The sequence below is a fragment of the Archangium lansingense genome (assembly GCF_026626635.1).
GTDB lineage: Bacteria > Myxococcota > Myxococcia > Myxococcales > Myxococcaceae > Archangium > Archangium lansingense.
On record NZ_JAPNKA010000001.1, the window covers coordinates 10457090 to 10483060 of the forward strand.

A 25971-nucleotide genomic window follows, 5' to 3' on the forward strand; every position below is an offset into this window, starting at 1 on the left:
AGCCCCGGGCACCAACCGCTGCGTCTACGGGGAGGACGAGAGGACCGAGGAGCCGGAGAGCCTCCGCCCCTGGACACGGGTGTTCATCACGTCCTCTTCCGTCACGAACTCCGTGTAGAACACCGCCGTACGCCCGGCCCCGTCGGAGACGACGATGGGGTTGTACTCGGGCTCGTCGTGCCGGGCGATGGGCCGCCCACCGGGGTCGCGCACCGAGCCGTCGGGCCGGATGCGCGCGCCGTGCACGTCCACGGGCTCGTTCTCGGGGATCGACTGCCCGTTCTCCTCCCAGACCAGCCAATGGTTCGAGCCATCGAAGGTGGCGGTGGGCCGCGCCCGGGGCGTCTCATCCCTCGCGACGGTGATGGGCACTGCGTCCAGGACGGCACCCGCCCCGCTCACGCGGGCCGCGGCGATCCCCGTGCCAACCAAGAACGGACCTTCCGCCCACGCCACCAGCACGTTCGTCCCGTCGAAGGAGAGCGCGGGCGGCAAGATGGAGGCCGGACCCGGAGCGATGAGGAGCCCCGGCGAGTCGAGCACCGTGCCGCTCTCCGTCACGCGCGCGCCACGGATGCTCGTCTCCGTGTCGAACTTCGTGAAGTCGAAGTGCACCCAGGAGACGAAGGAGTGGCCACCGGCATCGATGACCGAGGGCGTCTCCTCGGAGATGAGGGTGCCCGCGATGAGGAAGCCGCCAGGGTCCAACACCGCGCCGACGGAGCTGACGCGAGTCCCGAAGATGTCGGAGACGTTGCCGAACTCGCCGCTGGTCCGCCCGTCCTGCCAGACCACCAGGAACCCATCCCCGGAGGAGGCCACCGCGGGATTACTCTGGGTGTCCTCCAGCACGGCGATGGGCAGGCGGGTGGCGTCCAGCAGCACGCCCGCGCTGCTCACCCGGGCCCCCCGGATGTCTCGTCCAAAGGAATCCGGCGAGACGTCCTCATCCCAGACCACGAGGAAGGTGGCTCCGTTGAAGGCCACCGAGACGGTTCCGGGATTGAGCCCGGTGGGCAGCAGAACGGGAGAGCCGCGGCGGCGTCCATCCGTGCCCACGCGGGTGGCCATCAGCCGTTCTTCCTCGTCGGCGCGTGCCTCCCGCCAGACGGCCAGGTACTGGCCATCGCCATACGCGGAGGCGGCCAGTTTCTGCGCGGTGGCCGAGCGGGTGAACAGGAGCGGCGGCGAGTCCTGGATCGTCGTGTCGTGCTTCACCCGGGTTCCGAGGATGTGGCTCCCCGCGCCGAAGGGCTCGGCGTCCGCGGCCTGGGCGCTGAACGCGACGAAGTAGTGGCGGCCGTTCGAGGCCACCGCCGGGGCGCTCACTTTCGGGGAGTCCCCGGAGGACGGCAGGGAGAATCCCGCCGGGTCCAGTACCTCTCCATCATCCGACACACGGGCGCCACGAATGAGGGAGTCCTCGCCGCGGGAGTCGACCCAGGCGACGAGCGATTCGCGGCCGTCGTGAGCCAGCCGCGGAGCGGACTGTGCTCCAGGATGAGTGGCGATGGGGAAACCCCCGGGCTCCACCACCCTCAGGTCGCCACGAACCCGCGCGCCGTAGATGTCCGGCTCCCCATCACGGCTATCATCCCAGACGACGAGGAAGCGCTCCCCCGTCCAGGTCACATCGGGGCGGACCTGGCCGGCGGGCGCTTCGATGAGTGGCACGCCTCTTCCGTCCAACACCGTGCCGTCCTTCCTGATTCGAGACCCGTAGATGTCTCCCTCGTCCCCGCCGCGCTCATCGCTCCAGACGACCAGGAACTGTTTGCCGTCCCACGCCACTGCGGGCCCGGACGCGTCGTTGAACCCGGGGGAGAGCGACCGCCGATCGAGCACCGTGCCCCGGGAGTCCAGGCGCGTGGCGGAGACGACATTCTCGTCGTCACCGGAGACGGTGAAGACCACCAGGCACAGCTTCTTCGTACAGGCGATAGAAGGTGGCCCGCCCGTCTCGTCGCTAAAGCTGAGGGTGAAGTGACGGCGCACGTCTCCGTCGCCCTCTACGTGGGCACCGAAGACGCCATCCGAGCTCACCCAGACGACCACGAACTGAGTGCCGTCATACGCCACGCGGGGCCGGCCGCCCGAAACACCGGTGGTGAGGTTGAGGGGGATGCCCGCCGGGTCGAGGATGTGGCCATTGGGCTTCACGCGCGAGCCAAAGACGCCGCCGGTGCGTTCGTCCCTCCAGACGACCAGGTACACCTCGCCGTCGAAGGCCACGGAGGGCCCGGTGGAACCCGTGCGTTGCGCCTCCAGGACGGGGCGGCTCACGTCGAAGGGGCTGGAGACACCAGAGGAGAACTGAGCCTCCGAGGTCAGCGACCGCACGCCCCCCTCCTCGGTCTCGAGTAACGGGTTCTCGACGTCCGGCTCGTCCCCTGGCGCCGGTCCACACGCGAGCGTCAGCGTCCCGAGCAAGGCCGCACCCCAACACGCGAGCCACGCGGCTCGTCTCCTGATCTGTCCCATATGCCCCCCCTCCGGTAGGAATGGGGGGCAACCTCATGTCCGCCCGTCAAGGGCGCAATCCGCCTGGAGGGGCGAGCCAGCATCCAATCGCACACGCTGGGCGTCAGACGGCCTATAAGAAGGAGGCGCTTCATCGAGGAGTCGGAAGTTGCTGGGAGCACAGTCATGAGCGAAGCCAAACCCGTCGAGGAGGGAGTACCCACCGACTCCGCCAGCGAGCCGGACGCCTCCGGCATCGGCGACGCGCCCACGGTGCGGAAGACCTTGCCCTCGCGCCTGGAGCAACCTCTTCCAGGTGACCTGGTGCCCGTGGTGGACCCCGCGCACTACGCCCTCGAGGGGGAGCTCGCGCAGGGCGGCATCGGCCGCATCCTCCGCGCCCGAGACTTGCGGCTCGGCCGGCCCGTGGCCATCAAGCAGATGCTCTCCCCCTCCCCGGACACCGAGTCCCGATTCATCACCGAGGCGTTCGTCACCGCGCGGCTGCAACACCCCGCCATCGTGCCGGTGTACGAGGCAGGACGCTGGCCGGACGGTGAGCTCTTCTACTCGATGAAGCTCGTCTCCGGACGCTCGCTGGCGGACGTCGTCTCCGAGTTGAAGACGTTGGAGGAACGACTGGCCCTGTTGCCCCACGTGTTGGCGGTGGCCGAGGCCATGGCCTACGCGCACTCCGAGCGCATCATCCACCGCGACCTCAAGCCGGCCAACATCCTGGTGGGAGGGTTCGGCGAGACGGTGATCATCGACTGGGGCCTGGCCAAGGATCTTTCGCGCGCGGAGAACGCCGCGTCCACGAACGGCCTCGCCTCCGCGGGCGCCGCCATGGACGGCACCATGACCCGGGTCGGCACGGTGATGGGGACTCCCGCGTACATGCCGCCCGAGCAGGCCGCGGGCCAGCCCGTGGACGAGCGCGCCGACGTCTACGCCCTGGGGGCCATCCTCTATCACCTGCTCGCGGGCTCCCGTCCCTACGAGGGGAATACCTCGGATCAGGTGCTGGCGCGGGTGATCAAGGGCCCACCGCCGCCACTGGCCAGCCTCCTGGACGGCATCCCGAGGGATCTGCTGGCCATCGTGACCAAGTCGATGGCGCGCAGTCCCGCCGAGCGCTACGCCACCGCGCGGGAGATGGCGGAGGATCTTCGTCGCTTCCAGACGGGACAGATCGTCGGAGCACACGAGTACTCGCGGATGGAGCTGCTGCGCCGCTTCGTGCGCCGCTACCGCGCCACGCTGATGGTCACGGGGGTGGCCCTGCTGCTGCTCGCCACCCTGGGCGAAGAGAGCATCCGACAGATCTGGGCCGAGCGGGATCACGTCCAGGCCCAATCCGATGAGCTCCGGCTGACCCAGGCACGTGACACCGTGGAGGAAGCGCCCAACGATTCCCTCGAATCGCTGCGGGAACTCTCGTCCGGCTTCGAGAAGTGGTCGGCGGCGCGGACGATCGCGGCGGATGCCCAGGCCCAGGGTTTCGCAAGGGTGCTGCGCGGCCACACCCAGCACGTCAACGACATCTCCTTCACGGCCGATGGCAGGTATCTCGTCTCCGCCAGCGACGACCGCTCGCTGCGTGTCTGGGAGCCCGAGACAGGCAGGGAACACCTCCTCCTGGAGGGCCACTCCGACGAAGTGTGGCGGGTCCGGATGCTCCCGAACGGCCAGGGGTTCATCTCCAGCGACAAGGATGGTGTCCTGCGCCAATGGAGCCTCACGGCCAAGGACGGCAAGGTCTTCGCGACCCTACCGGGTCCCGTCTCGGCGCTCACCGTGGGATGTCAGGGCCGGTGCCTGCTCGCCGCCACCCAGACGGAGACGGACGACGTGCTCCACCGCTGGGACCTGGCCACGGGCGAGCTCCGCACGTTCCACACGGGCGTCCAGGGAATCGAGGAGCTGTTGGCCTCGCCGCTCGGCTCCTGGGTGTTCGTACGAGGCCACCGCAATGCCACCTCGGCCGTGGGAGACGCGGAGACAGGCTCCTTCCAGGTGTTGAAGGAAGCCCGACCCACCGTGGGGGGCTTCTCCGCGGACGGCCGCCTCTTCACGGTGGACACCCAGGGAGAGCTCCACACCTGGAGGCCCGGAACCGCCAAGGGGGAGCTGCTCGCACGCAACCTCGGCATCGGAACGGCGCTCGCCTTCGTACCGGGTACCCCGTGGGTGGCGATCGGTACCCAGGAGGGAGCAATCCGGCTGCACAACTCCGCCACGGGCCAGACGAGGGAACTCCATCGTCACGAAGGGCTCGTCAACAGCCTGGACGTCACCTCGGATGGCCGCTACCTCGCCTCGGCCAGCGCCGACCGGACCGCGATCCTCTGGGAGCTCGCGACCGGAGAATCCCGCGTGCTCCGCGGGCCCCGGCAACAAGCCCACCTCGTCCAGTTCTCGCCGGATGACCGGCGGCTGGCCATCGCCAGCTTCACCGGGCAGATGCGCGTGTTCTCCATGGAGACGAAACTCCACCGCGTGCTCTCGGCGGGTTCCGCCCCCCAGGTCTCGCTGATGCTCTCCTCCGACTCCCAGCGGCTGGCATCGATGTCCGAGCAGGGAGTCCTCCGGCTCCTCGAGGCCTCCTCGGGAAAGGCCCTCCTGGAGGTGCCCGGCTTCGCCCCGGGCGCGATGAGCTTCTCGCAGGATGGCCATTGGCTGGCCGCGGGTGGAGCCGATGGACGACTCCACCTGTACGCCTCCGCCACCGGAAGCGAGCGGCCGCTCCCGGCAGAGCATCAAGAGCACATCACTGCGCTCACCTTCTCCGGGGATGGCCGGAGTCTCGCCTCCGCGGACGAGAAGGGAGAGGTGTGGCTGTGGGAGCTCGCCTCGGGGAAGGGACACCGTCTCGGCTCACACGGAGCGAAGGTGTGGCAGCTCGCGTTCTCCCCCAACGGCAAGAACCTCGCCTCCGCGAGCGAAGACAAGACAGTGCGGCTGTGGGACGTGAGCACGGGCAAGTTCCGACCCCTGGACGGGCACACGGACGCCGTGCGTGCCGTGGCCTTCTCCCCGACAGGCGATCTTCTCGTCACGGGCGGAATGGACCAGCTCGTGATCTTCCGGCAGCTGGAGAGTGGCCAGAGCCCAGGGGAGCTGAAAATCAGCCAGCTCCGTCACCCCCAAGACACGAACAGTGGAGGCGTCCTGGAACTGCGCTACTCGCCTCGGGGTGACGTGGTGGCCGGCCGCAACAAGAAGGATGGCCGCGTGATGTTCTGGAACGGGCGAACGGGAGAGCCGCACCCCGAATCCCGAGGACACCAGGGAGATGTCCTGGGCCTCGCGTTCTCGCCGGATGGGACCCGCCTGGCCTCGGCGAGTCTCGACAAGACCGTGCGGCTTTGGGACGTGACCACCCGGGAGAGTCGCGCGCTGCGAGGCCACACCGGACAAGTGGAGGCGGTGGCCTTCTTCCCGGACGGCAAGAGCCTCGCTTCCACCGGTCAGGACGGCAGCATCCGGCTCTGGCCGGACGACCTGCCCCTGGAGCCGGAGGCCCTGCGCGCCTGGCTGAAATCCTTCACGAAAGACACGCCGCCGCCGAACTCCTGGCATTGAGAAGGAGCGTGTGCGGGTAACCGGTTGAGTCAGAGGCTGAAGTTCCCTAAAGCCGGAAGCACACCCCTCCAAGGAGAGTGCTTCGTATGAGGAAGTTGCTTCGCAGCCTGCCGGCGATCCTGTCCCTCCTGCTGCCGGGCCTGGCCACCGCCGAGACGACCTGGGTCATCACGTCCTCCGTGCCCGTGGTGGGGGCGGGCGGCGGCTCCGTGTATCACCAGTTCAAACTGAACACCGGCGTCTGGCCGGTGGCGCCGGGCCACTCGGCGGGCGTCGCCTACACCTGGGACGGTTGGCAGACCACGAATTGGGGCACCCTGCAGTGGCAGTACAACCAGCCCAACGCCTACGGCTCCAAAGACGAAGTGTGGGCGGGCAACTTCAACGTCCCGCCCTGGGTGAGCCCCATCGTCATCGAGTACTCCATCTACGTCGATGACGCGTCCGGCACTCGGACCTGGAACAACAACAACGGCTCGAACTTCGTCTGTACCCCGTAGTGAGCGCCGACCCCTGAGACCGTGGGGTTGATGTGCTTCGGGTGGTACTCCGGCGTGTGCCCCATCGGGTGCCCAGGCGTTCCTGATGGGGAGGAGCCGAAGAGCGTGCGCACAAAAGGCCCCAGGTTCCAGAGAACCTGGGGCCCTTGCCGTGCTCAAGCCCAATCCCTTACCACGCGGGCCAAGGTGAGACCCTCTTCTACCCGCGCTCCGGGGACGGCTCCCTTGGACCGGAGGGGGGCTTGGTGCCACCACTCACGGTGAAGCCGTACTTGTCACCCAGCATCTTCAGCGACCTGAGCCCCGGCTTGCCGTTCGCAGCGGCCCTGGAGACCCCGCACTTGCGTTGCCACGCGGCGTACGCCTTCGTCGTGCGGTCGTCGAAGGTCCCCGAACCGGACGAGGAGTCTTGGCCCAAGGCCTTCGCGAGTGCCTTCTGGACGATCAGGACGCTCGGGTTCTTCTTGCCCGGCTGCACGTCGGCGACCTTGACCTCATGGGACCCGGGCTTCTCGAGCTCATCCTCGATGTCGTCGCCCTTCCCGCCCGGCTTTGCCTCGAGCTCATCCTCGATGCCGTCGTCCTGCGCGCCCATCTCGGAGCTGTCCTCCTCGGCGGAGAGGCCATCCGGCGCCTGACCTTCCAGCTCGCTCAGCTCGTCATCGTCGCCCGGAGAGCGTTCCTCGCCTCTCAGCTTCGCCTCATCGAGGTCGAGCTCGACCTCGAGGCCGACGACGCACCTCCCGGCCTTCCCCTTGCGCATCCTCATCTGGATGCCCTCGAAGAGGGCGGGGAACGGAGCTTCCTGCCCCTTCGATTGCACCTCTCGCGTAGAGCCCTGCCCATTCCCCACCGACTGAGACTCATCGACATCCAGGCCGGAGTCGTCACTCAGCTCGGCTTCGTCCTCCATCCCCACCATTGGCTCATCGAGGTTCTGCTCCTCGAGTGACAGCTCACGATCGTCGATGGAGTTCTGCATCTCCCGCTCGTTCCTCTGCTCACCCATGGCATCCTCCTGTGCGCTCTTGTGGTGTGATGCTTTGCGCTGTTGTGGTGTTATCGACGGTTACTTCGCTCCTTTCGTTGCTGGCCATGCCGCGCTGGCCAAACCCTCATGACTGCCGCGGCCTCAGAGATGGAGCCACTCCATGCCTGATGTGATGTGGTAGCGGCCCGCGCCCCATGCCGGCGTTGCCAACACGCTCGACAAGAAGGGCGCGGGCGCACCTCTTCCAACCTTGGCTCCGCCGCTGCGCAAGGGAGGCTTAGGCCAACACCTTGAGCGCGCGGCTGTAGAACGCCTGGCGATGAGCCAATCCGTTGAACCCGCCGTTGATGCGACGAGTGATCTCACGGAAGTTGCCCTGGTCCGCGTAGCGATTCAGCTTCCGCGTGTTCCAGAACCACCCCGCCGTGCGGAAGCCCACGTTCACAGCGGCAGCACGCTTCGGGTGGTTGACCAGGTCGAGCTTCAGCGCATTGCCCGCGGCGCGGTAGTTGTTGCGGCCGGTGAGCTGGATGGGGCCACGGCCCTTGAAGCGCCTGCCGTCACCCGGGCGGATGTTCCCGAGATCCTTTCGCCCCTCATACGCTGCGCCCGAGGCCAGCTCCTCGAAGTACCGGAGCTCGCCGCTCTCGTGGGCGAGCTGCGCGAGGAACGCCGCCCGCCGCTTCCGCGTGGTGATGCCCGCCTCCTGCATCGCCCTGTTGAGGTGAGGCAGGCACTGCGTCGCCCGCGGGGTCGTCAGGTGCGGCATGATGGCCTTGAGCTGTGCCAGCGTCACTCCGCCCTTCGTTGGCTTGGGGTCAGGCTTCGGCCGGGGCTTCGCGCCACCCGGCTTCGCGCCCAGCTTCGCGAAGGCTGCGCGTGTCAACGGCCCGTAGAAGCCCGTGGCTGGCACGCCATGCTTGGCCTGGAACTGCTTGAGGGCCTGTTGCGTCTGCGGGCCGAAGATGCCCGGACCCGTGTTCAGCTGGGCCTGTGTCATGTGGCCCAGCTTCACCAGGACGGCCTGGAGCTGCTTGACGTCCGGTCCCTGCATGCCACGCTTCAGGTTCCTCGTGGGCATCCCGGCGGGAGGTGGCGGCTTCGGGGAGGGACGCGGCGCGCCAGGCCCCTTCACCCAGCCCCAGTGCCGGGTGTCGTTTCGGGCCGCGGCGCGAATGCTGATATGGCAGTGATGGGTGTGCGGATTGGACCCCCGGTAAGGCCGCCACCCGCGTCCATCCCTGGAATTGATTCGCTTGTTCCAGATGACGTAGGTGACCCGGTTGTCCTTCAGCGCGTGCTGGGCGATCACCGTGCCAGTCGCGCCCGATGCTGGATCGTGGGTGATGTCGACGGCGTTGCCCACGTTATGGTCTGACTTGGTCCGCTGGTGACGAGCGTCACCCATGATGCCATCGGAGGCCTTCTTCCTGCGGGGCCAACGTGCGTTGGCGTCCTTCAATGCCTGTCGAGCTGCGGGTGCAGGCGTTGCCATGGATACCTCCTTGCGTTGGGGTTCCATGGGTGGAGGGGGGTGGGCGCGAACGTGATACCCAGCCCACCTCTCCAGCAAGAGAGGGCGCATGCGCCACCCGGCTCTGACACTCCCCTAGCGCTCGCCTGACGGGCAACCCTCGAAAGTCGTCGTGCACCTTCGAGCCCTGGCTCCGGGCCTCGTCGTGTCCCGAGAGCCTTCCGTTCACCCTCGAGCCAAGGTAGAGGCCGCCCATGGCGAGCGCGACATGGCGAGAGGACTTGAAGGCCCTGCTGGATGGGATGGACACCTGGGCCCGGCAGCGGGGATGGCGGCTGGTGCGGGAGGCGCCCCTGACGCGCGAGGAGGTGGATGCGCTGCCTCACCTGCTGTCCGATTACCCGTACGAACTGCCGACGCCCTACCGCGAGGAAGCCTTCGTCGTCCCAGAGAGCTACCGCGAGTTCCTGCTGCTGCACCGTGAGGTCCGGCTGGAGCACCAGTCAGACGGGGAGGAGTGGGAGACCTATCGCCCGTTCCACGTCTGGGCGCCCACGCTGAAGTCCCTCACGGCCTCGTGGACGCCCTCCGGTACAACGGTGGATGACCGGGAAATCACGACCACGGACCTGATTTCCTTCGCGGACGCGTACTTGGGCGTCGAGGCTGCACGCTGGTGCTTCTACACGCGCACGGAGCCGAAAGGCGGCGAGCTGCCCCTCCTCCTGGAGGACAACGACTACGAGGCGCTGGCGGGGCACTACGTGGATGACGGCGAGTGGTTGGACTCGAACGCCCCACTGACGTTCGGGTTCGACAGCTTCGAGGCCTGGTTCACCCGGCTGTGCGCCGTGGTGCGCCGCGAAGACCTGGACCTGAACGACTACCTCGCCGTGGGCAACGCAATGCTCGAGTGAGCTCCGGCGCCTGGGCCAGGCCGCCCCCCCTGGCTCGACGTCACGCCAGACGTCCGGTACCGTGGAGCCCGTGGAAGAAACGCACCGCGAGAGCGCCGAGAGGATTCGTTCCCTGCTCTTGAACGCTCAGGCAACCCCGGCTGTGTTCCGCACGGCCCTGACGAGTGTTCCACCTGCCGAGCGGGATGCCTGGTTCGATCGGGTCTTGGGGCTCGACTCGTCTCCCGACGATGGCCCCGAGCTTCCGCGAGGCTGCGTTCCCTACCTGCCCTGTCCCGTCGATGCGCTCCTTCGGATGGTGGAGTGCGCAGGGGTGCAGGCTTCCGACGTGTTCGTCGACGTTGGCTCGGGCGTGGGGCGGACTGCCGCGCTGGTGCACCTCTTGACCGGGGCCGCGGCGATTGGCATCGAGATCCAGCCTGCGCTCGTCCGCGCCGCACGTGCGCTCACAACGCGCTTGAACGCGTTGCGCTTTTCGCCCGTCCAGGGTGATGCGGCGGTGCTCACCAGTTACATCACCATCGGGTCGATCTTCTTCTTGTACTGCCCATTCAGTGGCGAGCGCTTGGAGAAGGTGCTGGACAACCTCGAGTCCATCGCGCGCACGAGGCCGATTCGCGTCTGCTGTGTCGATCTGCCACTGCCGCCCCGCCCGTGGCTCACGTTCGCGGCGCCGCCCTCTGGGGACCTCACGGTCTATCGCAGCACCCTGCTCGACAAGGGGTTCTGATCAGCGTCCTCCCCCCTCGTCCGACACGGTCAGCACCACCTTGCCCACCGTCTCGCGCCCCTCCAGCCGCCGATGCGCCTCAGCCGCCTCGGCCAGCGGGAGCTTCAAGCCGATGAGGATCCGGAGTCTTCCCTCCGAGACATCCCGGATCAGCGACTCCAGGGACTGGTGATTCAGCCCGGGAGGATGCACGGTGTGCAGCCAGTACGCACTCACCTTCAGGGACTTCTCGAAGAGGGCCTCCACGTCCACCGGTGGCGGGGAACCGCTCGCCGAGCCATAGCTCACCAGGTGGCCGAAGGGCGCCAGTGACTGGAGGCTCCCCGCCCACGTGCTCGCGCCCACCGCGTCCAGGACGAGGTCCACGCCCCGGCCTCCCGTGCGCCGGTGGACCTCCGCCACCACGTCCTCGTGGTCGTAGCGGATGACCTCGTCCGCGCCCAGCTCCCGGACGAGCCGGGCCTTCGAGTCGCTCGACACCGTGCCGAAGACGCGCGCACCCGCCGCCTTCGCGAGTTGCACCGCCAGCACGCCCACGCCCCCCGCTGCGGCATGGACGAGCACGGACTGCCCCTCGCGCACCTGCCCCACCGTGCGGACCAGGTGGTACGCCGTCAGCCCCTGCACCGGCACGGCGGCCGCGACCTCGAAGGACACGCCGTCGGGCAGCAGGACAAGCTCGCTCGCCGGAGCCTTCACGCGCTCGGCGTAGCCCCCGGTGGTCAGCACGATGGCCCGCCGACCCACGAGGGCCTTGTCTACGCCCGGACCCACCGCCGAGACGACTCCCGCAGCCTCGCTCCCCAGGATCCGCGGCAACGGCACCTGGGCGTCATAGAGCCCGCGCCGCCGCTCCGTATCCGCGAAGTTCACACCTGCCGCGTGGACCCGGAGCTGGACCTCACCCGGTCCCGGCTCCGGTTCTGGCACCTCATCGAGACTCAACACCTCGGGCCCACCCGTCCGGTGGTAGCGAATTGCTCTCATGGCGGCCTCATATAGCGGGGCACATGCAACGCCGCCCGGCCTTCTGGCTCGGCCCGGGTCCCTGAACGCCGAGTTCCCTAACCCGCCATCTCCCGGGCGAAGCGACGGGCCAGGAAGTCGATCCACGCCCGGAGCTTTGGAGCCACGATCCGCCCAGGCGCGTGGACGGCCCAGATGGTCATGTCGGGAAGCGCATACTCATCGAGCACCGTCACCAACCTGCCGCTCCGCAGTTCCTCGGACACCACGAACCGGGGGAACTGCCCGAGCCCGATGTGCGCGAGCACCGCGGTCTTGAGGGCCAGACTGCTGTTGGCCTGCAAGGGACCCGCGACCGGGACGAGGAACTCCCCCTCGGCCCCGCGCAGCCGCCAGGTCGCTCCCGTGGACAGATACGCATACTGCACGCACCGGTGTTGGCGCAGGTCCTCGGGTCCGCGGGGTGTGCCATGTCTCTTCAGGTACTCGGGTGTCGCGCACACCACGCGCCGCGCGATGGCGAGCTTCCTCGCGATGAGCGACGAGTCCGGGAGCTGGGCGATGCGGATGGAGACATCGAAGCCGTGCTCGACGATATCCACCATGCGGTCATCGAGCTGAAGATCGAGGGTGACTTCCGGATAGCGCTCGAGGAACTCCGGGACGGCGGGGACGACATGCAGGAGCCCGAAGGTCATGGGCGCGCTCACACGCAGCCGGCCGCGAGGCTTGCCCCTCAGCCGCAGTACCTCCGCCTTGGCCGCCTCGAGCTCGTCGGCCATGCGTCGGCAGCGCACGTACAGCGCTTCACCCTCGGCCGACAGGGACAGCTTGCGCGTCGTGCGGTGAAGGAGCCGCACACCGAGCGTCTCCTCCAGATGCATGACCTGCTTGCTGACCGTCGCCTTGGACACCCCCAGCGAGCGAGCCGCGGCGGTGAAGCTCCCGGTCCGCACCACCTCTGCGAAGGCGAAATAGAGACCCACGTCCTCCATTGGCACTCTCCGGGAAACAATCCTTTTCGATTCAGCGAATTGTGTCCACCAGGGGAAACACCCATAACCACTTCATGACGGGCCGAGGGATCCGACCGGCTCGAGGGGGTGTGGATGAACCACCCTGAACATGGAGGGAGGAAGGTCGTCATGAAGATCCTTGTCACTGGAGCAACGGGGTACATCGGTTCGGCCGTGGCGGAGGCACTGGCGCGTGCTGGACATCAGGTTCAGGGGCTGGCCCGCTCGGACGGCGCGGAGCACACGCTGCGGTCGCACGGCATCCACCCCGTTCGCGGAGACCTCTCGGATACCGCCGCGCTCGCGGCGCTCGTCCAGGGCGTCGATGCGGTCATCTGGGCCGCGACCGCCAACAGCGAGGAGGTGGATGCGCCCGCCGTCGCGGCGATGCTGGAGCGGATGGCGGGAACGGGAAAGGCCTTCCTCTACACGAGCGGCATCTGGGTGCACGGCGACACGGAAGGAGTCGTGGCGGACGAGACCCGTCCGCTGAACGCGGCGAAGCTCGTCGCCTGGCGTCCAGCGGTGGAGCGCCGGGTGCTCTCGACTCCCGGCATCCGGGGCATCGTCCTCCGCCCCGGGCTCGTCTACGGGCGCGCGGGTAGCATCCCGGCAATGCTGGTGTCCTCCGCCCGCGAGGGAGATGCGGCCCGCTTCGTGGGCACCGGAGAGAACCACTGGCCCGTGGTGTTCATCGAGGATCTGGCGGAGCTGTACCTGCGCGCCATCGAGCAGGCTCCCGCGGGAACGGTCCTCCTTGCCGTGCAAGGCCCTTCGGTGAAGCTGAAGGACATCGCCACCGCGGCGAGCCAGGGGGCTGGGAAGGGAGGCAAGACCGTCTCCTGGCCCCTGGAGGAGGCCCGGAAGCAGCTCGGTGGCTTCGCCGATGCGCTGGCGCTCGACCAGCAGTTCTCCGCCCGCCGGGCCGAGCAGCTCCTGGGCTGGGTGCCCAAGGGCCCTGGCATTCTGGAGGAGCTCAGCCGCGGCTCCTACGCGCGGCGCTGAAGTACCGACAGCCTAGAAGATCAGCACGCGCAGGCCGAGCTCGAGCTCGCCGCCCAGCTTGTTGCCGGTGAGGAGATTGCCGCGCAGGCCGAGCTCCAACGGGAGGCCCGCCCGGAAGCGGTAGGCAAGGCCGGCACCGGCCGAGAACGGGCCGCGATCCACGAGGAAGCCCCGGTGCTCCTCCTCGCCGGTGAAGAGGGAGAACCGCCCCGCCACGAGCCCGTACAGCGCTGCGTTCCCGAAGCGCGCCAGCCGGAACCGGCCTCCGAGGTCGGCGTAGACCTGCCCGATCCACGTGTAGTAGGGCCAGCTCGCATCGCGGGTGCCGAGCGCCTGGATCGACGTGCCACCCACCCCGAGGCTCAGCTCGAAGGGATTCGCGAGCCGATACGCGACGCTGGCCTCGTACCGCAGCGTCGCCATCGAGTGGGGCGCACTCGCTCCATACGCGGCCGAGCCGCCGACAAACAGGCTCCACCGCTTCTTCGAGCTGGACTGAGAGGAAGACGGCGTACGCTCCGCCTCGGCCACCACCGATTCAGTGGGCTCTTTCGGCGCGATCGAGCCGCTCGGCACCTCGGCGGATACCTGGGTGGTCTCGGAGAGGTTGAGGCTCAGGGCGGTCGCCTCGCTCGGAGCTGCCTCGCTGGTTGTGCTCGAGGGGGTGGCGCCGGTGAGGTCCAGCCCCAGGCCTTCGCTCGCCACCGGCTGCGGCTCCGACTGCGGCTGCGGCTGTGGCTCCAGTTCCGGCTCCGGCGTGGCGGCCACGGTCAGCATGCGCGGGTCGGAAGGCATTCCCCGCGGGCCCGTCACCCGCCAGTAGTACGTGCCGGGCTCGAGTAAGAGCGCCGCCTGGCGCCCGTTCACCGGCCGGTCGACGGCGATATCGGTGAACTCCTCGTCGCGCGCCACCTCGAGGCGTACGCGCTTCGCCACCACGCGCCACTTGAAGGTGACCTTGCCCGGCTTGAACTCGGCATCCTCCGCGGGCAAGAGCAGTTTCGGCTGGGGACCCTTGCGGGCCTTGGCCTTCTTGGCCTTCTTGGCCGCGCTGGTGCTCCGCGCTCCCCTGGCGGCCCAGGCACTCGGCCCTGGCATGCAGAGCCCGAGCACCAGAGCGAGAGACAGCACTGCACCCCGGCATGAAGGTCGAAAGTTCATCACGCTGGGGATTGTAAAGCCCGCGAGGGAGAAGAGAAGAGACCGGGCTCCATCCGGCGAATGGCCCAGGCCCCTCACCTCTCCGGCCCGCGCCCCTTCGGGGCCGTGCACAGGGAGCGCGTGCGGGCCTCACGGCCTGTCAGTGAAGAAGCGTGGAGGAAAGCAGCCGCACCTCACCCCGGTAGGGCTCTCGCGGTGGGTAGAGCAGAGTCTCGCACAACGTGCCCTCCTCGTGGCGGAGCTCGACCAGTGGGTGGCGCACGGGCTCCAGGCTCTGGTCCGGGTGCAGCAGGGCCCCACCCCCCGCGGGAATGCCAATCCCTCGCACTCCCGGGCCAGCGTCCCGCACGGCCCGCTTCAACCCCGTCCACTCCGGCTGCTCGTGGGCCCCCACGATGAAGGGAGCCAGCCCGAGAACCGGAAATGTTTCCGCTGCACCTGGATCCGCCTCACTCCACGCCCGCTGTCCGAGATGCATCGCGCCCGCGGAGATGCCCATGAGCACCGCCCCCTCCAGGTAGCGCTCCCGGAGCACGGGCGCCACGCCGTTCCGCTGGAACGTCTCCCACCCCAGCAGCGGGTCTCCTCCCGCCAGGAGGATGACCTGTGACTCCGCGAGCCAGGCGAGGTCCTCGGTCGTGGGCTGGGAGGGAATCATCCGGCAGCGGGAGATGCCAGCCAGCTCCATGGCGGCGGTGAAGATTTCGAAGAAGGCGGGCACATCTCCGTTGGAAGCGCCCAGGTAGGCCGCCTGGATGGGGGGCACCGAGAGGTCGGCCCCCGTCAGCGCGCGAAGGCAGTCCAGGAACGGCTTGTCCCCGATGCGCCAGAACAGCAGCGAGCTGTCCGCGAGGAGGAAGAGGGGCTTGAGCGGAGCCTTCATGCGGGGCTCTTCATGGATTGCAGGACGAAGATGCTGTCGAGCCGGATCTCCCCCCGCTTGCGCGGGACCTCCACCTGGTAGTCGAAGTCGAAGACCTCCAGCACTCGCAGGCCCGCCCGGCGGAAGAGGCGCCGCACCTGTGCCAGGTCATACGTGCGGAAGTACCAGTGCGTCTCGATGAGCAGGTCCTTCCCCGGCCCCGTTATCCGCAGCCGGTTGCGCATTGCCGAGCGTCTCGCACGGCGCTCCGGCAACCCCTCATGGGTGTTGCACACCACCGTGTCCTTCCCGAGCCGCTCCACCCAGCGCTCATGCTCCGGCTTGCGCCGGTCATAGTCCGTGAGGTGGAAGCCGAGCACGTACACGCCCTCGGGTTTCAGCAGCCGCCGCGTCCCCTCCAGGTGCGCGAGCGCCGCCGCCTCGCTGTCGAGATAGCGGAACGTGGACACCATGTTGAACGCCATGTCCACCTGGCCCTCCAGCTCCGGCCGGTAGAAGGTCTCCATGCGCGAGGGGTAGAGGTGCACCCGCCGGCGCTGCGCTGGAGTGAGGCGCTGGCGTGCGTGGGCCAACATCTTCTCGGAGATGTCGTAGCCCACCACCTCGCATTTCCGGCGCGCGGCCTCGGCCACCAGCCGCCCCGCACCACACGCAGGCTCGAGCAGCCGCTTGCCTCCCGTGCCGTAGCGGCGGCCCACTTCCAGCAAGAAGTCCATCTCCCGCTCGGTGTCGGTGCCGAAGATGGCTTCGTAATACTCGGGATGATCGTACCAGTCGGAGAGTCGTTCCATGGACGGGATGCCGCGCTCGCGGCGGCGCGCATCCTCGGCGCCCCGGGCTGAAAAGCAAGCACGGTCGTCGGCCATGCGGACAGCCTCCCGGCTCCGCCAAGGGGTCGGACTCGAAAAGCCTCACGGCTCATGTTCCAGAGAGGGAGTCGAGTCGCAGGCCAACGAGTCCGCTCGCGTGGAGGAAGCCATGATGCCCCAGCCCATCCGCCGCATCCTGGTGGCCACTGACTTCTCGGAGTATTCGCGGCGCGCCATGGAGTACGCCCTCTCGCTGGCCGAACGGATGGGCGCCTCCATCGACGTGCTCCACGTCTGGGAGCCCCCGCAGCACCTGGAATCCGAGAGCCTGGTGATGGTGCCCGGAGAGCCGGGGACACCGCTGGAATCGATCGGCCTCGCCCAGGCGGAGCGCCTCCTGCACGCCTGGTCCGAGCGCTACCACTCCAGCACCGTGCCCTTCCAGGTCCACCTGGAGCGTGGACCGGCCGCCGACACCATCGTCCACTTCGCGAACAGTGGATATGACCTGGTGGTGATGGGCACCCATGGGAGGACCGGGCTCGCCCGACTCTTCATGGGCAGCATCGCGCAGAAGGTGGTGGCCCGAGCCACCTGTCCCGTGCTGACGGTGCACGGGATGGAAGAGCAGGAGGCGCAACCGATGGGGTGAGGCGTCTCAGTGCCGCTCTTCCTTGTCCAGCAGGCGGTCCGCGAGCCGGATGAGGTCCGTCTCGGTGACGATGCCCACCAGCCGCCCCCCCTCCTCCACCACCGGCACGCAGCCGAACTTGTGGTCGAGCAGCTTGTGGATGGCCTCGCGCGCCGAGCTCAGCGGCTTCAACGTCTCCAGGGAGCGCGACATGATGTCCCGCACCTGCACTGGCGGCGAGCCTGGATTCCGCTCATGACGCGCCAGGGCTCGAATCAGGTCCCGGTGGGTCACCAGCCCGACGAGCTTCCCCTCCTTCACCACCGGCAGATGGCGGATGTCATGTTCGGCCAGCAGGTCATCCCCCAGGACGACGTCATCGTCCTCCTTCAAGGTGACCAGATCTCGGGTCATCAATTCACCGACGGTGAGCATGGGGTCCTCGCGGTCGCTCCAGGTCCACGACTCAGGGTGCGACCTCGGAGGGCCCCGTGCAGCCCTCGGGCGCGCAGCCATGCCGGGGCTTCTCCCGCTGCCTGCATACACCGCGGGCGTCCACTCCCCTCCCCTGCCCTCGAGCGGGGCTCAGTGACCGGGGTGCTCCGCCACCTGCGACAGCGCCAGCATCAGCAGCAGGCCCGCCGCCAACGCCAACAGGTTGCGCCCCCGGTTCTCCTTGCCGTGCCGGTTCACGTGCGGCAGCAGATCCGACACCGCCACGTAGAGGAACGTGCCCGCCGAGAAGGCCAGTGCCCTCGGAGCCAGGGACTCGAAGCGCAGCACCGCGTCGAAGGCGAAGTACAGCACCGCCCCCACCGGCACCATCAGCCCGTACAGCACCGAGAACCCCAGGATGCGTCCCGAGCTCTTCCCCTCCGCCTTGAGGATGGACGCCAGCGACAGCGACGACGGCACCTTGTGCGAGGTGATCGCCAGCAGCGCCATCACCCCCACGCCCTCCTTCACCGCCGAGCCCAGCGCGATGCCATCGAACAGCGTGTGCGCCGACAGCCCCAGGAACGCCGTCAGCCCCAGCGTGTTCCCGTGCATGTGCTCCTCGCACTCGGGCGGCTCCTCACACGCATGCGTCAGCACGTAGCGCTCCAACACCAGCAGGAACACGAATCCCGCTGGCACCAGCGCGAACGCCCAGAACCCGCCCCCGTGGTACGCCTCCGGCAGCATGTGGAAGAACGCCGCCCCGAACATCACTCCCGCCGCGAAGGCCAGGAACGTCACCAGCCGTGTCGGCTTTCGGGTGAGCACCACTACCAGTGCGCCTACGACGGCGCCCAACAGGATGATCAGTGAATAGGAGGAGAGGGCTACTGCAAGATGCATGGGGGGCCCGACACCTAGCACAGATTGGCGCTTCGGGTGGCAGGAGTCCCTATCGCGTGCCCCGCCATCACGGGAGCCGTCAACAAAAAGGAAAAAGGCCCTTTCCAAATACTTCTCGGAATATCGGAAACCTCGGCCCTTGCGAGCAGGGGGGTGCCTGATAGATGGAGAAGCAATGGCCACCGCCTACAACCTCGAGGAACACCGCGCCGCGCTGACCGGCCATTGCTACCGAATGCTGGGCTCGGCCGCCGAGGCCGATGACGCCGTCCAGGAGACGATGGTGCGTGCGTGGCGCAACCTGGACCGGTTCGAGGAGCGCTCGTCCATGCGCACCTGGCTGTACCGCATCGCCACCCGCGTGTGCCTCGACGCGCTGGGAGATCACTCGCGCCGCTTCCGCCCCATGGAGACGGGTCCCGTCGGCTCGGTCGACGACACCCTCACCACGCAGCCGCGCACTCATTGGATCGAGCCCGTCCCCGATGCGCTCGCCCTGCCCGCGGACGCCGATCCCTCCGAGCTCCTGGTGCTGCGCCAGAGCATCCGCCTCGCGTTCGTGGCGGCGCTCCAGCACCTGCCTCCACGGCAACGCGCGGTGCTGATCCTCACGGAGGTCCTCGGTTGGTCCGCCGCCGAAGTCGCGGACAACCTTGAAACTTCGGTGGCCTCGGTCAACAGCGCCCTGCAGCGGGCTCGGGCGACCCTTGCCACGCGCGACCTCACCCAGGACCGCGCGCCGCTGTCCGACGCGCAGTCCACGCTGCTGAACCGTTACGTCGAGGCCTTCGAGCGGTACGACGTGGAGGCCCTCACCGGGCTGCTCCACCAGGACGCGACGCTCTCGATGCCGCCCTTCTCGCTCTGGCTCCGCGGTCACGAGTCCATCAGCCAGTGGCTGCTGGGACGGGGCTCGGGTTGCCGCGGCTCACGGCTGGTGGCGACCTCGGCCTGCGGATCGCCCGCGTTCGGGCAGTACCGGCCTCCTGCCGAGCCGGGGGGCCCCCACAAGCCGTGGGCGCTGATCGTGCTCGAGCTCTCGGGCGACCGCATCGCCGCGATGAACTCGTTCCTCGACACCGAGACGTTGTTCCCTCGCTTCGGCCTTCCCCCCGAGCTCGCCCCCTGATCTCCCAGCTCACGCCCGAGGGGTGGCTGGCGGAGAAGGCTGTGCCTGCTCGCTCGCTGCCGCGGGAGCGGGCGGTGTGGCCGCGGCACGGGACTCGGTGCGCGTGGTGGGCAGCCACTCGGGCCGAGCGCGCAGGTATGCAATCAGCTTCTCGCGCACCAGGGCGCGCAGGTCGAAGAGGTTCGACGGCGCGGCGCTCACCAGCGCGCGCACCTGCAGCGTCCGGTCCAGCATGTCCAGCACCACCACCGTGGCCACCCGGCCGTCCCACAACGCCTTGCCCTCGTTCTCCAGGATGCGCCGCAGCTCCTCCCGCAGCGCGTCCATGTCCGTGGTGAAGTCCACCAGCAGCAGCACCGGGCCCAGCATGCTCTGCCCGCCCTTGCTCCAGTTCTGGAAGGGCTTGTCGAGGAACTGGGGAATGGGAATGACCAGCCGACGCTCGTCCCACACCTTCACCACCACGTAGGTGAGGGTGATCTCCTCGACCGTCCCCCACTCGTTCTCCACGATGACGGTGTCCCCGATGCGGATGGGCTGGGTGATGGAGAGCTGAATGCCGGCCAGCAGCGAGGAGATGGACTTCTGCGCGGCCAGACCGATGACGAGGCCCGCGATACCGGCCGAGGCCAGCAGCGACACGCCCACGTTGCGCACCGTCTCGAACTGCATGAGCAGCAGCGCGGCCGCGATGATGTAGGTGGCCGCTTCGAAAACGGAGCGCAGCACCGCCAGCTGGGTGTGCAGCCCCCGTGCGCGCGCCGCGTCCTTCCCCTCCTTCGACACCGACTGCTGGACGAACTGCGCCGTCACCCGGAGGAAGCGCAGCACGTACCACGCCACCGCCACGATGAGCAGCGAGGTGAAGAGGTGGGACGTCAGGAACCGGGCCGTGGGCGGTAACAGCAGCAGCGTCGCCCCGAGCGCCCCGAGCAGCGCGAAGTACAGCAGCCGCGTGGGCCCCTTGCCCGCGGGCACCAGCGCATCGTCCCAGGCGTTGCTCGTCCAAGCCGCGAGCTTCCCCAGCACCCCCAGGGTGAGCCGCTCCAGCAGCACGCTCAGCAGCCCCGCTCCCAGCAGCGTCACCACCAGGCCCAGCCATTGCCACGGCTCCAGCCCCAGCACCGGCTTCTCGAAGAACCACGGCGGCAGCACCTCGCCCAACGCCGATGGCCCGTACTCCTCGTAGAGCGGATCAATGGCCCGCACCGTCGCCTCGCTGAACACCCACACCCGCCCACCCGCTGCGGGGACGTTGGCCAGGCGGATGGGGTAGGCGGCATCCCCCACCATGAGGACGTCGAGTTGGTCGGTGCGGCTGCCCTCCTCGTCCCCCTTGGGATCCTTGCTGAGGTTGGTCAGGGCCGTGGGCAGCTTGTGGTCCAGGACGAACTTGAACCGCCGGGCCAGCGCGGCCCCTTGGGCCTTCTGCTCGGCCGGGGGAATGAAATCCAGGTCCAGGTAGTGAGCGGCCAGCTCGTAATCCCCCCGGTGCACGGCGGCGTAGAAGCCCTGGGCCGAGGCGTAGGGCGTCTGCCGGTCCAACAAGGGAGCCTCCCCGAGGCCCGAATTGAGGGCCCAGGCACTCGGCAGGAGGAGGACGGACAACAGCAGACTCAGTCCAGTCAGAGCGCGGCGCATGGCTGCCTCTTACTGCCCCCCCACCTCTCTCCCGGCAACAGCAATGTGCCGGCAGGCCGCTCGTCCTCCAAGGTAGCTGGCGACTCGCCTCCCCGTGGATTCCACCCTCACGAGAAAGCCTTGGAGCCATAGAAGCCCTGGGCTAGAAAAGGCCGCCCAGGAAGAGGTTGCCGTGCAAGAGAAGCGAAAGATCCTCCTCATCGACGACAGCGAGATCACCCTCGCCATGGAGAAGGCCGTGCTGGAAGCGCGCGGCTACGAGGTCGTCGCCACGTCCACGCTGATGGAGTTCGAGAAGACCCTGCAGGCGTGGAAGCCGGACCTCATCCTCACCGACATCCACATGCCCGAGGCCAAGGGCACGGACATCTGCCGCACGCTGAAGAACGAGTACGGCACGCAGGACATCCCCATCATCCTCTTCTCCAGCCTCCCGGATGACGAGCTGAGCAAGCTGGCCGAGCAGGTCGGTGCCGACGGCAGCCTGTCCAAGGTGAACGGACTGGAGAAGATGGGTGAGAAGATCGACGAGCTGGTGCAGAGCATCATCTGGTGACGGGGTGAGACGGCTCGTCACCGGACTGGCCTTGTTGGCGGCCCTCTCGGGGTGCTCGCGCAAGGAGCAGCGGTCCGTGGAGCCGGCGACCCCAGCCCCCGTGGACAGCGCCGCGAAGGCGGACGCACCGGGAGCCATCCTCCTGCTGTCCGCGGATACCCGCGGCTACCTGGGCCCCTGCGGCTGCAGCGAGAACATGCGCGGAGGCATCGCGCGCGCGGCCTCGCAGGTGAAGGAGGCGCGCAAGGGCGCCCTGCCCGTCCTCTACGTGGACGGCGGTGACAGCCTCTTCGGAGAGCCCAAGCTGAAGCCGGAGCAGGTGCCCCAGGAGGAGCGCAAGGCCAAGGCGCTCGCCGAGGCCATGAAGGGCATGGGCCTGACGGTGCGCGCGACGGGAGAGCTGGACGACGCGCGTGGCGCCGGCTTCCGTCAGGGACTGGGGCTGCCCGAGCTGGAGCCCGGTGGCGTGAAGGTGCTGGCCGCTGGAGCGCGCAAGGTGGGCGTGGTGAGCGCCGCGGACGCGGCTGGGCTGAAGCAGGCTGCCGCCAAGGCCCGCGCTGGGGGTGCCGCCTTCGTGGTGGGCCTCTTCCATGGCACCGTGCAGGAGGCCCAGCAGGCCGTGTCCACGCCGGAGCTGGGGGTGGACCTGGTGCTGGCCACGCACACCGCCTCCGAGTTCGATGGCGAGGAGAACAAGCTGGTGCGCGACGCGGTGCCCATCGTGGCGCTGCAGAGCAAGGGCCGCTCGCTGCTGCGCGTGGACCTGGCCTATGGCGCGAAGCCGGGCCACTTCACCCTCCAGAAGACGGCGGAGGACAGCGAGCGCGAGGCCTCCTCTATCGAGCGGCGTCTGGCGCTGATGGACAAGGAGATCAACCTCCCCGGCATCTCCCCGGACCGCAAGCAACTGCTGCAGCAGAAGCGAGAGGAGCTGGTAGCGCGCCGGCAGACCCTGCTCACTGCGCCGGTGGCCGCGGCTGGCGAGGGCGACAGCTTCTCGGTGCGCTTCGTCCCCCTGGAGTCCACCCTCCCCTCGGACCCGGCGGCCCAGGCGGTGGTGAACACCTACGACGCGGACGTGGGGAAGATGAACCTCGAGTGGGCCAAGGCCCATGGCCAGGACTGCCCCGCCCCGGAGAAGGGCCAGGCCGCCTTCGTGGGCAACACCGCCTGTGCCGAGTGCCACGCGGAGTCCTTCCCGGTGTGGGAGGCCTCCAAGCACCACCACGCCTGGAAGACGCTGGAGGACGTGGGCAAGCAGTTCCACCTCAACTGCACCGGCTGCCACGTCACCGGCTGGGAGAAGCCCGGCGGGGTGTGCCGCCTGGACAAGGTGGCCGGCCGCGAGAACGTGGGCTGCGAGAGCTGTCACGGGCCGGGCTCGCTCCACGCCGAGGACCCGTCCGCCGACAACATCGTCGCCCGCCCCGGTCAGGACATGTGCGTCACCTGCCACAACCGGGAGAACTCGCCCCACTTCGACTTCGCCACCTACGTGCCGAGGATTCTCGGCCCTGGCCACGGCCAGCCACTGACGGTGAAGCCGAAGCCCTAGAGCACATCCAGGCGGTGCGTTTCTTCCCGTTGGAATCATCCAAGGGGAAGATGGCCCGCCCGGATGCTTGTTTGTATGAAGCCAAAAGCATCGAACACTTGAGTCTCCAACCAACCCGGCCCCTCTGGCAGCCGGCTCCCAGGTGACCATGCAGTCCTTCAGCCTGATTCTCCTGGTCCTTACCTCCGTACCGCCTGCCAAGGACGCGGTGCCGACGCCGACGACGCCGCCCGGAATGCGGGTGCTCGGCGCGCAGGACAAGCAGCAGCTGGTGGGCGCCGCCCGCACCGCCCAGGATCCCGAGCCGCCCATCCAATCCGCCGAGGAGGTGCTGGAGGATCTGCGGAACGAGGCCGCCGGCATCGAGGAGCCTCCGGAGGAGGAGTCCACCGAGCTGGAGGAGATGCGAGCGCTGGAGGGCGCCACGTTGGACCCGGGTGCCCGGCCCAACGCCGAGGTGCTCCAGTCGCTGCGCCGCCTGGGCCTGGCCAACCCGCTGCGCCAGCGCATGCTGGACGCGCTGGAGGAGCCCACCTTCAACGAGGACGAGGAGCTGGGCGAGCTGCCCCTCATCACCGACCTGTCGAACTTCGACGTGGCGCGGGTGCAGCCCAAGTACGACATCCCGGTGGAGATGCAGCCGCTGGTGGCCCAGTACATCCAGTTCTTCCAGGGGCCGGGCCGCAAGTGGTTCCGCAAGTGGGTCAGCCGCTCCACCCGCTACCTGCCGGTGATGCAGCCCATCCTCGAGGCCCAGGGGCTGCCGCGCGACACGGTGTACCTGGCGATGATTGAAAGTGGCTTCTCCCCCACCGCCTACTCCTGGGCGCACGCCTCCGGGCCCTGGCAGTTCATCTCCAGCACCGGCCGCCAGTACGGACTGCACCAGGACTTCTGGGTGGACGAGCGGAGAGATCCCATCAAGGCCACCTACGCGGCCGCGCGCTACCTGAGAGATCTGCACAAGGAGCTGGGCCACTGGTACCTGGCGTGGGCGGGCTACAACACCGGCAGCGGCCGGGTGCGCCGGCTGGTGGAGCGCCATGGCTCGGATGACTTCTGGGTCATCTCCGCGGAGAAGGGGCTGGCGCTGGAGACGAAGCACTATGTGCCCAAGCTCATCGCCGCGGCGCTCATCGCCAAGCACCCCTCGGCCTTCGGCTTCTCCGAGGACGAGTTCGTCTACGAGCAAGCCCTCTCGTTCGACGAGGTGAAGATCAACGACGCCACGGACCTGGACGTGATTGCCCGGGCGGCGGGCGTGTCGGTGGTGGACCTCCAGGATCTCAACCCCGAGCTGCGGCGCTGGTGCACCCCGCCGGCGAGCGCGAAGAACCCCTACGTGCTGCGCCTGCCCCAGGGCACGGCCGCGCGCTTCGCGGAGAACTTCGCCAAGCTGCCGGCCAAGGAGCGGCTCACCTTCCGCATCCACAAGGTGAAGCGCGGAGACACGCTGTCGCAGATCGCCCTCACCTACGGCACGGCGCCTGAAGCCATCCTGCAGATGAACCGGCTCAAGAGCGTGAAGACGCTGCGGCTGAACGCGGAGCTGGTGATTCCGGTGCCGGCCTCGCGCGGCGGGGGCAAGACGGAGGGGGACAACGCGCTGGCGCGCAAGGTGGCGCAGGCGCGGCGCAGCGGCGTGACGGTGCTGCGGCCCGAGGACGAGGTGCCCGCCGGGACGCCTCGAGGCCCCGTGGCCACCGGCCCCATCAAGACGGAGACCATCAGCGGCCGCAAGCGCATCACCTACGGCGTGCAGTCCGGAGACAGCCTGTGGGCCATCGCCCAGCGCTTCCAGGTGAACGTGGACGACATGCGCAAGTGGAACAACCTCACGGTGCGCGCCAGCAAGAAGGCCCTGAAGGTGGGCTCGGTGCTGTACGTGTGGCCGGACAACGCGCCCAAGCAGGTGGAGGAGCGCGCGGGCACCGTCATCGCCCAGCGGGCCCCGGCCGGTAACGCGGGCCGCCCCGGCACCGTGCACGAGCTGGCCGCCGGTGAGTCCATCTGGAGCGTTGCCCAGCGCTACGGTGTCTCCGTGGAGGACCTCAAGCGCTGGAACAACATCAAGGACACCACCCGCCTGCCCACCGGCCTGCGCCTCACGGTGAAGGCCCCGTAGAGGTCCGAAGGCCCCGGAGAGGGGCCTTCCCGCTCAGGGAACGGGCGACTGGATGATGTAGTAGATCGACTGGAAGTACTTCCCCAGTGCGTCGATCATCTGCACCAGGAAGGGCCAGCCGAGGGTGCCAAAGCCCAACAAGGCCGCGGAGACGACCACGTACTCGACCATGGCCTGACCGCGACGGCGCAGCGGGAGCATCCGGGACTTCATGTCACTCCTCCTCTCCGCCGCCCTGCCGGCAGTCCTTCGAGCACTCCTGGGCCATCATGTTGCAGACCCGGGCGCAGTCGGACGCCGAGGTCTTCGAGCGCTTCTGGCACTGGACGGTGCAGTCCTTCACGTCCGCCTTGCACTCGGCCTCACAGGCCTCGGGCGTCTGCTTGCGCTTGCCCTGGGCGACCGCGAGGCCCCCGCCCAAAACGAAGGCGCCCATCATCACCAGGATCCACATCCGCTTCATCTCGTCCTCCGTCTCTCGTGTGTTGGCGCGGCG

23 protein-coding genes are annotated in these 25971 nt (G+C 68.4%); 10 read left to right on the forward strand and 13 right to left on the reverse strand.

The genetic code is table 11. The annotated features are described in order from the left end of the window. Window positions 1-24 precede the first annotated feature (24 nt). Complete coding sequence (locus tag OV287_RS41720) at window positions 25-2481, reverse strand: hypothetical protein (RefSeq protein WP_267539606.1); 2457 nt, start codon at window positions 2479-2481, stop codon at window positions 25-27. A gap of 165 nt (window positions 2482-2646) precedes the next feature. On the opposite strand from OV287_RS41720, the gene OV287_RS41725 reads away from it, so the two are divergent. Both OV287_RS41725 and OV287_RS41730 read left to right on the forward strand, forming a co-directional pair. After that, on the forward strand, window positions 2647-6045 hold the full coding sequence (locus OV287_RS41725) for a serine/threonine-protein kinase (protein WP_267539607.1): 3399 nt from the start codon (window positions 2647-2649) through the stop codon (window positions 6043-6045). A gap of 86 nt (window positions 6046-6131) precedes the next feature. Continuing rightward, window positions 6132-6545, forward strand: coding sequence for a hypothetical protein (locus OV287_RS41730; RefSeq protein WP_267539608.1), 414 nt, complete (start codon window positions 6132-6134; stop codon window positions 6543-6545). Window positions 6546-6744: 199 nt separating this feature from the next. Here the strand turns inward: OV287_RS41730 and OV287_RS41735 are convergent, their stop codons facing one another. Both OV287_RS41735 and OV287_RS41740 read right to left on the reverse strand, forming a co-directional pair. Then, window positions 6745-7554, reverse strand: a complete 810-nt coding sequence (locus tag OV287_RS41735) for a hypothetical protein (RefSeq protein ID WP_267539609.1) — start codon at window positions 7552-7554, stop codon at window positions 6745-6747. A gap of 259 nt (window positions 7555-7813) precedes the next feature. Beyond that, window positions 7814-9031 (reverse strand): peptidoglycan-binding protein, encoded by a 1218-nt coding sequence (locus OV287_RS41740; RefSeq protein ID WP_267539610.1) that lies wholly within the window; start codon window positions 9029-9031, stop codon window positions 7814-7816. Between the two features lie 233 nt (window positions 9032-9264). Between OV287_RS41740 and OV287_RS41745 the strand changes: the two genes are divergently transcribed. Further along, on the forward strand, window positions 9265-9927 hold the full coding sequence (locus tag OV287_RS41745) for a hypothetical protein (protein WP_267539611.1): 663 nt from the start codon (window positions 9265-9267) through the stop codon (window positions 9925-9927). 118 nt (window positions 9928-10045) lie between these two features. Then, complete coding sequence (locus OV287_RS41750; protein ID WP_267539612.1) at window positions 10046-10657, forward strand: class I SAM-dependent methyltransferase; 612 nt, start codon at window positions 10046-10048, stop codon at window positions 10655-10657. Here OV287_RS41750 and OV287_RS41755 read toward each other — a convergent pair whose 3' ends face one another. Further along, the gene (locus OV287_RS41755) at window positions 10658-11644 is read right to left on the reverse strand and encodes a quinone oxidoreductase family protein (protein WP_267539613.1); all 987 of its coding nucleotides are present in this window, start codon (window positions 11642-11644) and stop codon (window positions 10658-10660) included. 77 nt (window positions 11645-11721) lie between these two features. Continuing rightward, window positions 11722-12618, reverse strand: coding sequence for a LysR family transcriptional regulator (locus tag OV287_RS41760; RefSeq protein ID WP_267539614.1), 897 nt, complete (start codon window positions 12616-12618; stop codon window positions 11722-11724). Between the two features lie 150 nt (window positions 12619-12768). Here OV287_RS41760 and OV287_RS41765 point away from each other — a divergent pair, with 150 nt between their 5' ends. Continuing rightward, window positions 12769-13644 carry an NAD-dependent epimerase/dehydratase family protein gene (locus OV287_RS41765; protein WP_267539615.1) on the forward strand — a complete coding sequence of 292 codons (876 nt, stop codon included), beginning with the start codon at window positions 12769-12771 and terminating at the stop codon, window positions 13642-13644. Between the two features lie 12 nt (window positions 13645-13656). Here the strand turns inward: OV287_RS41765 and OV287_RS41770 are convergent, their stop codons facing one another. From OV287_RS41770 to OV287_RS41780, 3 genes are all read right to left on the reverse strand, one after another. After that, entirely contained in the window at window positions 13657-14742 is a 1086-nt protein-coding gene (locus tag OV287_RS41770) for a hypothetical protein (RefSeq protein WP_267539616.1), read from the reverse strand. 202 nt (window positions 14743-14944) lie between these two features. Further along, a complete protein-coding gene (locus tag OV287_RS41775) occupies window positions 14945-15688 on the reverse strand; it encodes a Type 1 glutamine amidotransferase-like domain-containing protein (protein WP_267539617.1) in 744 nt (247 codons plus the stop codon). Then, window positions 15685-16479: a class I SAM-dependent methyltransferase gene (locus tag OV287_RS41780; protein ID WP_267542528.1), complete on the reverse strand. Its 795-nt coding sequence runs from the start codon at window positions 16477-16479 to the stop codon at window positions 15685-15687. The genes OV287_RS41775 and OV287_RS41780 overlap by 4 nt, the downstream gene beginning before the upstream one ends. A 187-nt stretch (window positions 16480-16666) precedes the next feature. On the opposite strand from OV287_RS41780, the gene OV287_RS41785 reads away from it, so the two are divergent. Further along, entirely contained in the window at window positions 16667-17149 is a 483-nt protein-coding gene (locus OV287_RS41785; RefSeq protein WP_267539618.1) for a universal stress protein, read from the forward strand. Between the two features lie 6 nt (window positions 17150-17155). Here OV287_RS41785 and OV287_RS41790 read toward each other — a convergent pair whose 3' ends face one another. Next, on the reverse strand, window positions 17156-17542 hold the full coding sequence (locus OV287_RS41790; RefSeq protein WP_267539619.1) for a CBS domain-containing protein: 387 nt from the start codon (window positions 17540-17542) through the stop codon (window positions 17156-17158). 171 nt (window positions 17543-17713) lie between these two features. Next, window positions 17714-18469 carry a ZIP family metal transporter gene (locus tag OV287_RS41795; protein ID WP_267539620.1) on the reverse strand — a complete coding sequence of 252 codons (756 nt, stop codon included), beginning with the start codon at window positions 18467-18469 and terminating at the stop codon, window positions 17714-17716. Window positions 18470-18644: 175 nt separating this feature from the next. On the opposite strand from OV287_RS41795, the gene OV287_RS41800 reads away from it, so the two are divergent. Next, window positions 18645-19598, forward strand: coding sequence for a sigma-70 family RNA polymerase sigma factor (locus OV287_RS41800; RefSeq protein ID WP_267539621.1), 954 nt, complete (start codon window positions 18645-18647; stop codon window positions 19596-19598). A 9-nt stretch (window positions 19599-19607) separates the two neighbouring features. On the opposite strand, the gene OV287_RS41805 is transcribed toward OV287_RS41800, so the two are convergent. Further along, entirely contained in the window at window positions 19608-21239 is a 1632-nt protein-coding gene (locus OV287_RS41805) for a mechanosensitive ion channel family protein (protein WP_267539622.1), read from the reverse strand. A 172-nt stretch (window positions 21240-21411) separates the two neighbouring features. On the opposite strand from OV287_RS41805, the gene OV287_RS41810 reads away from it, so the two are divergent. The 3 genes from OV287_RS41810 to OV287_RS41820 all read left to right on the forward strand — a co-directional run bounded on the left by OV287_RS41810 (window position 21412) and on the right by OV287_RS41820 (window position 25475). After that, entirely contained in the window at window positions 21412-21795 is a 384-nt protein-coding gene (locus OV287_RS41810) for a response regulator (RefSeq protein ID WP_267539623.1), read from the forward strand. 4 nt (window positions 21796-21799) lie between these two features. Continuing rightward, window positions 21800-23350 (forward strand): multiheme c-type cytochrome, encoded by a 1551-nt coding sequence (locus tag OV287_RS41815; RefSeq protein ID WP_267539624.1) that lies wholly within the window; start codon window positions 21800-21802, stop codon window positions 23348-23350. A gap of 148 nt (window positions 23351-23498) precedes the next feature. Next, entirely contained in the window at window positions 23499-25475 is a 1977-nt protein-coding gene (locus OV287_RS41820; protein ID WP_267539625.1) for a LysM peptidoglycan-binding domain-containing protein, read from the forward strand. A 33-nt stretch (window positions 25476-25508) separates the two neighbouring features. On the opposite strand, the gene OV287_RS41825 is transcribed toward OV287_RS41820, so the two are convergent. Further along, entirely contained in the window at window positions 25509-25688 is a 180-nt protein-coding gene (locus tag OV287_RS41825) for a hypothetical protein (protein WP_267539626.1), read from the reverse strand. Between the two features lies 1 nt (window position 25689). Beyond that, window positions 25690-25938 carry a hypothetical protein gene (locus OV287_RS41830; protein WP_267539627.1) on the reverse strand — a complete coding sequence of 83 codons (249 nt, stop codon included), beginning with the start codon at window positions 25936-25938 and terminating at the stop codon, window positions 25690-25692. Between the last annotated feature and the right edge of the window lie 33 nt (window positions 25939-25971).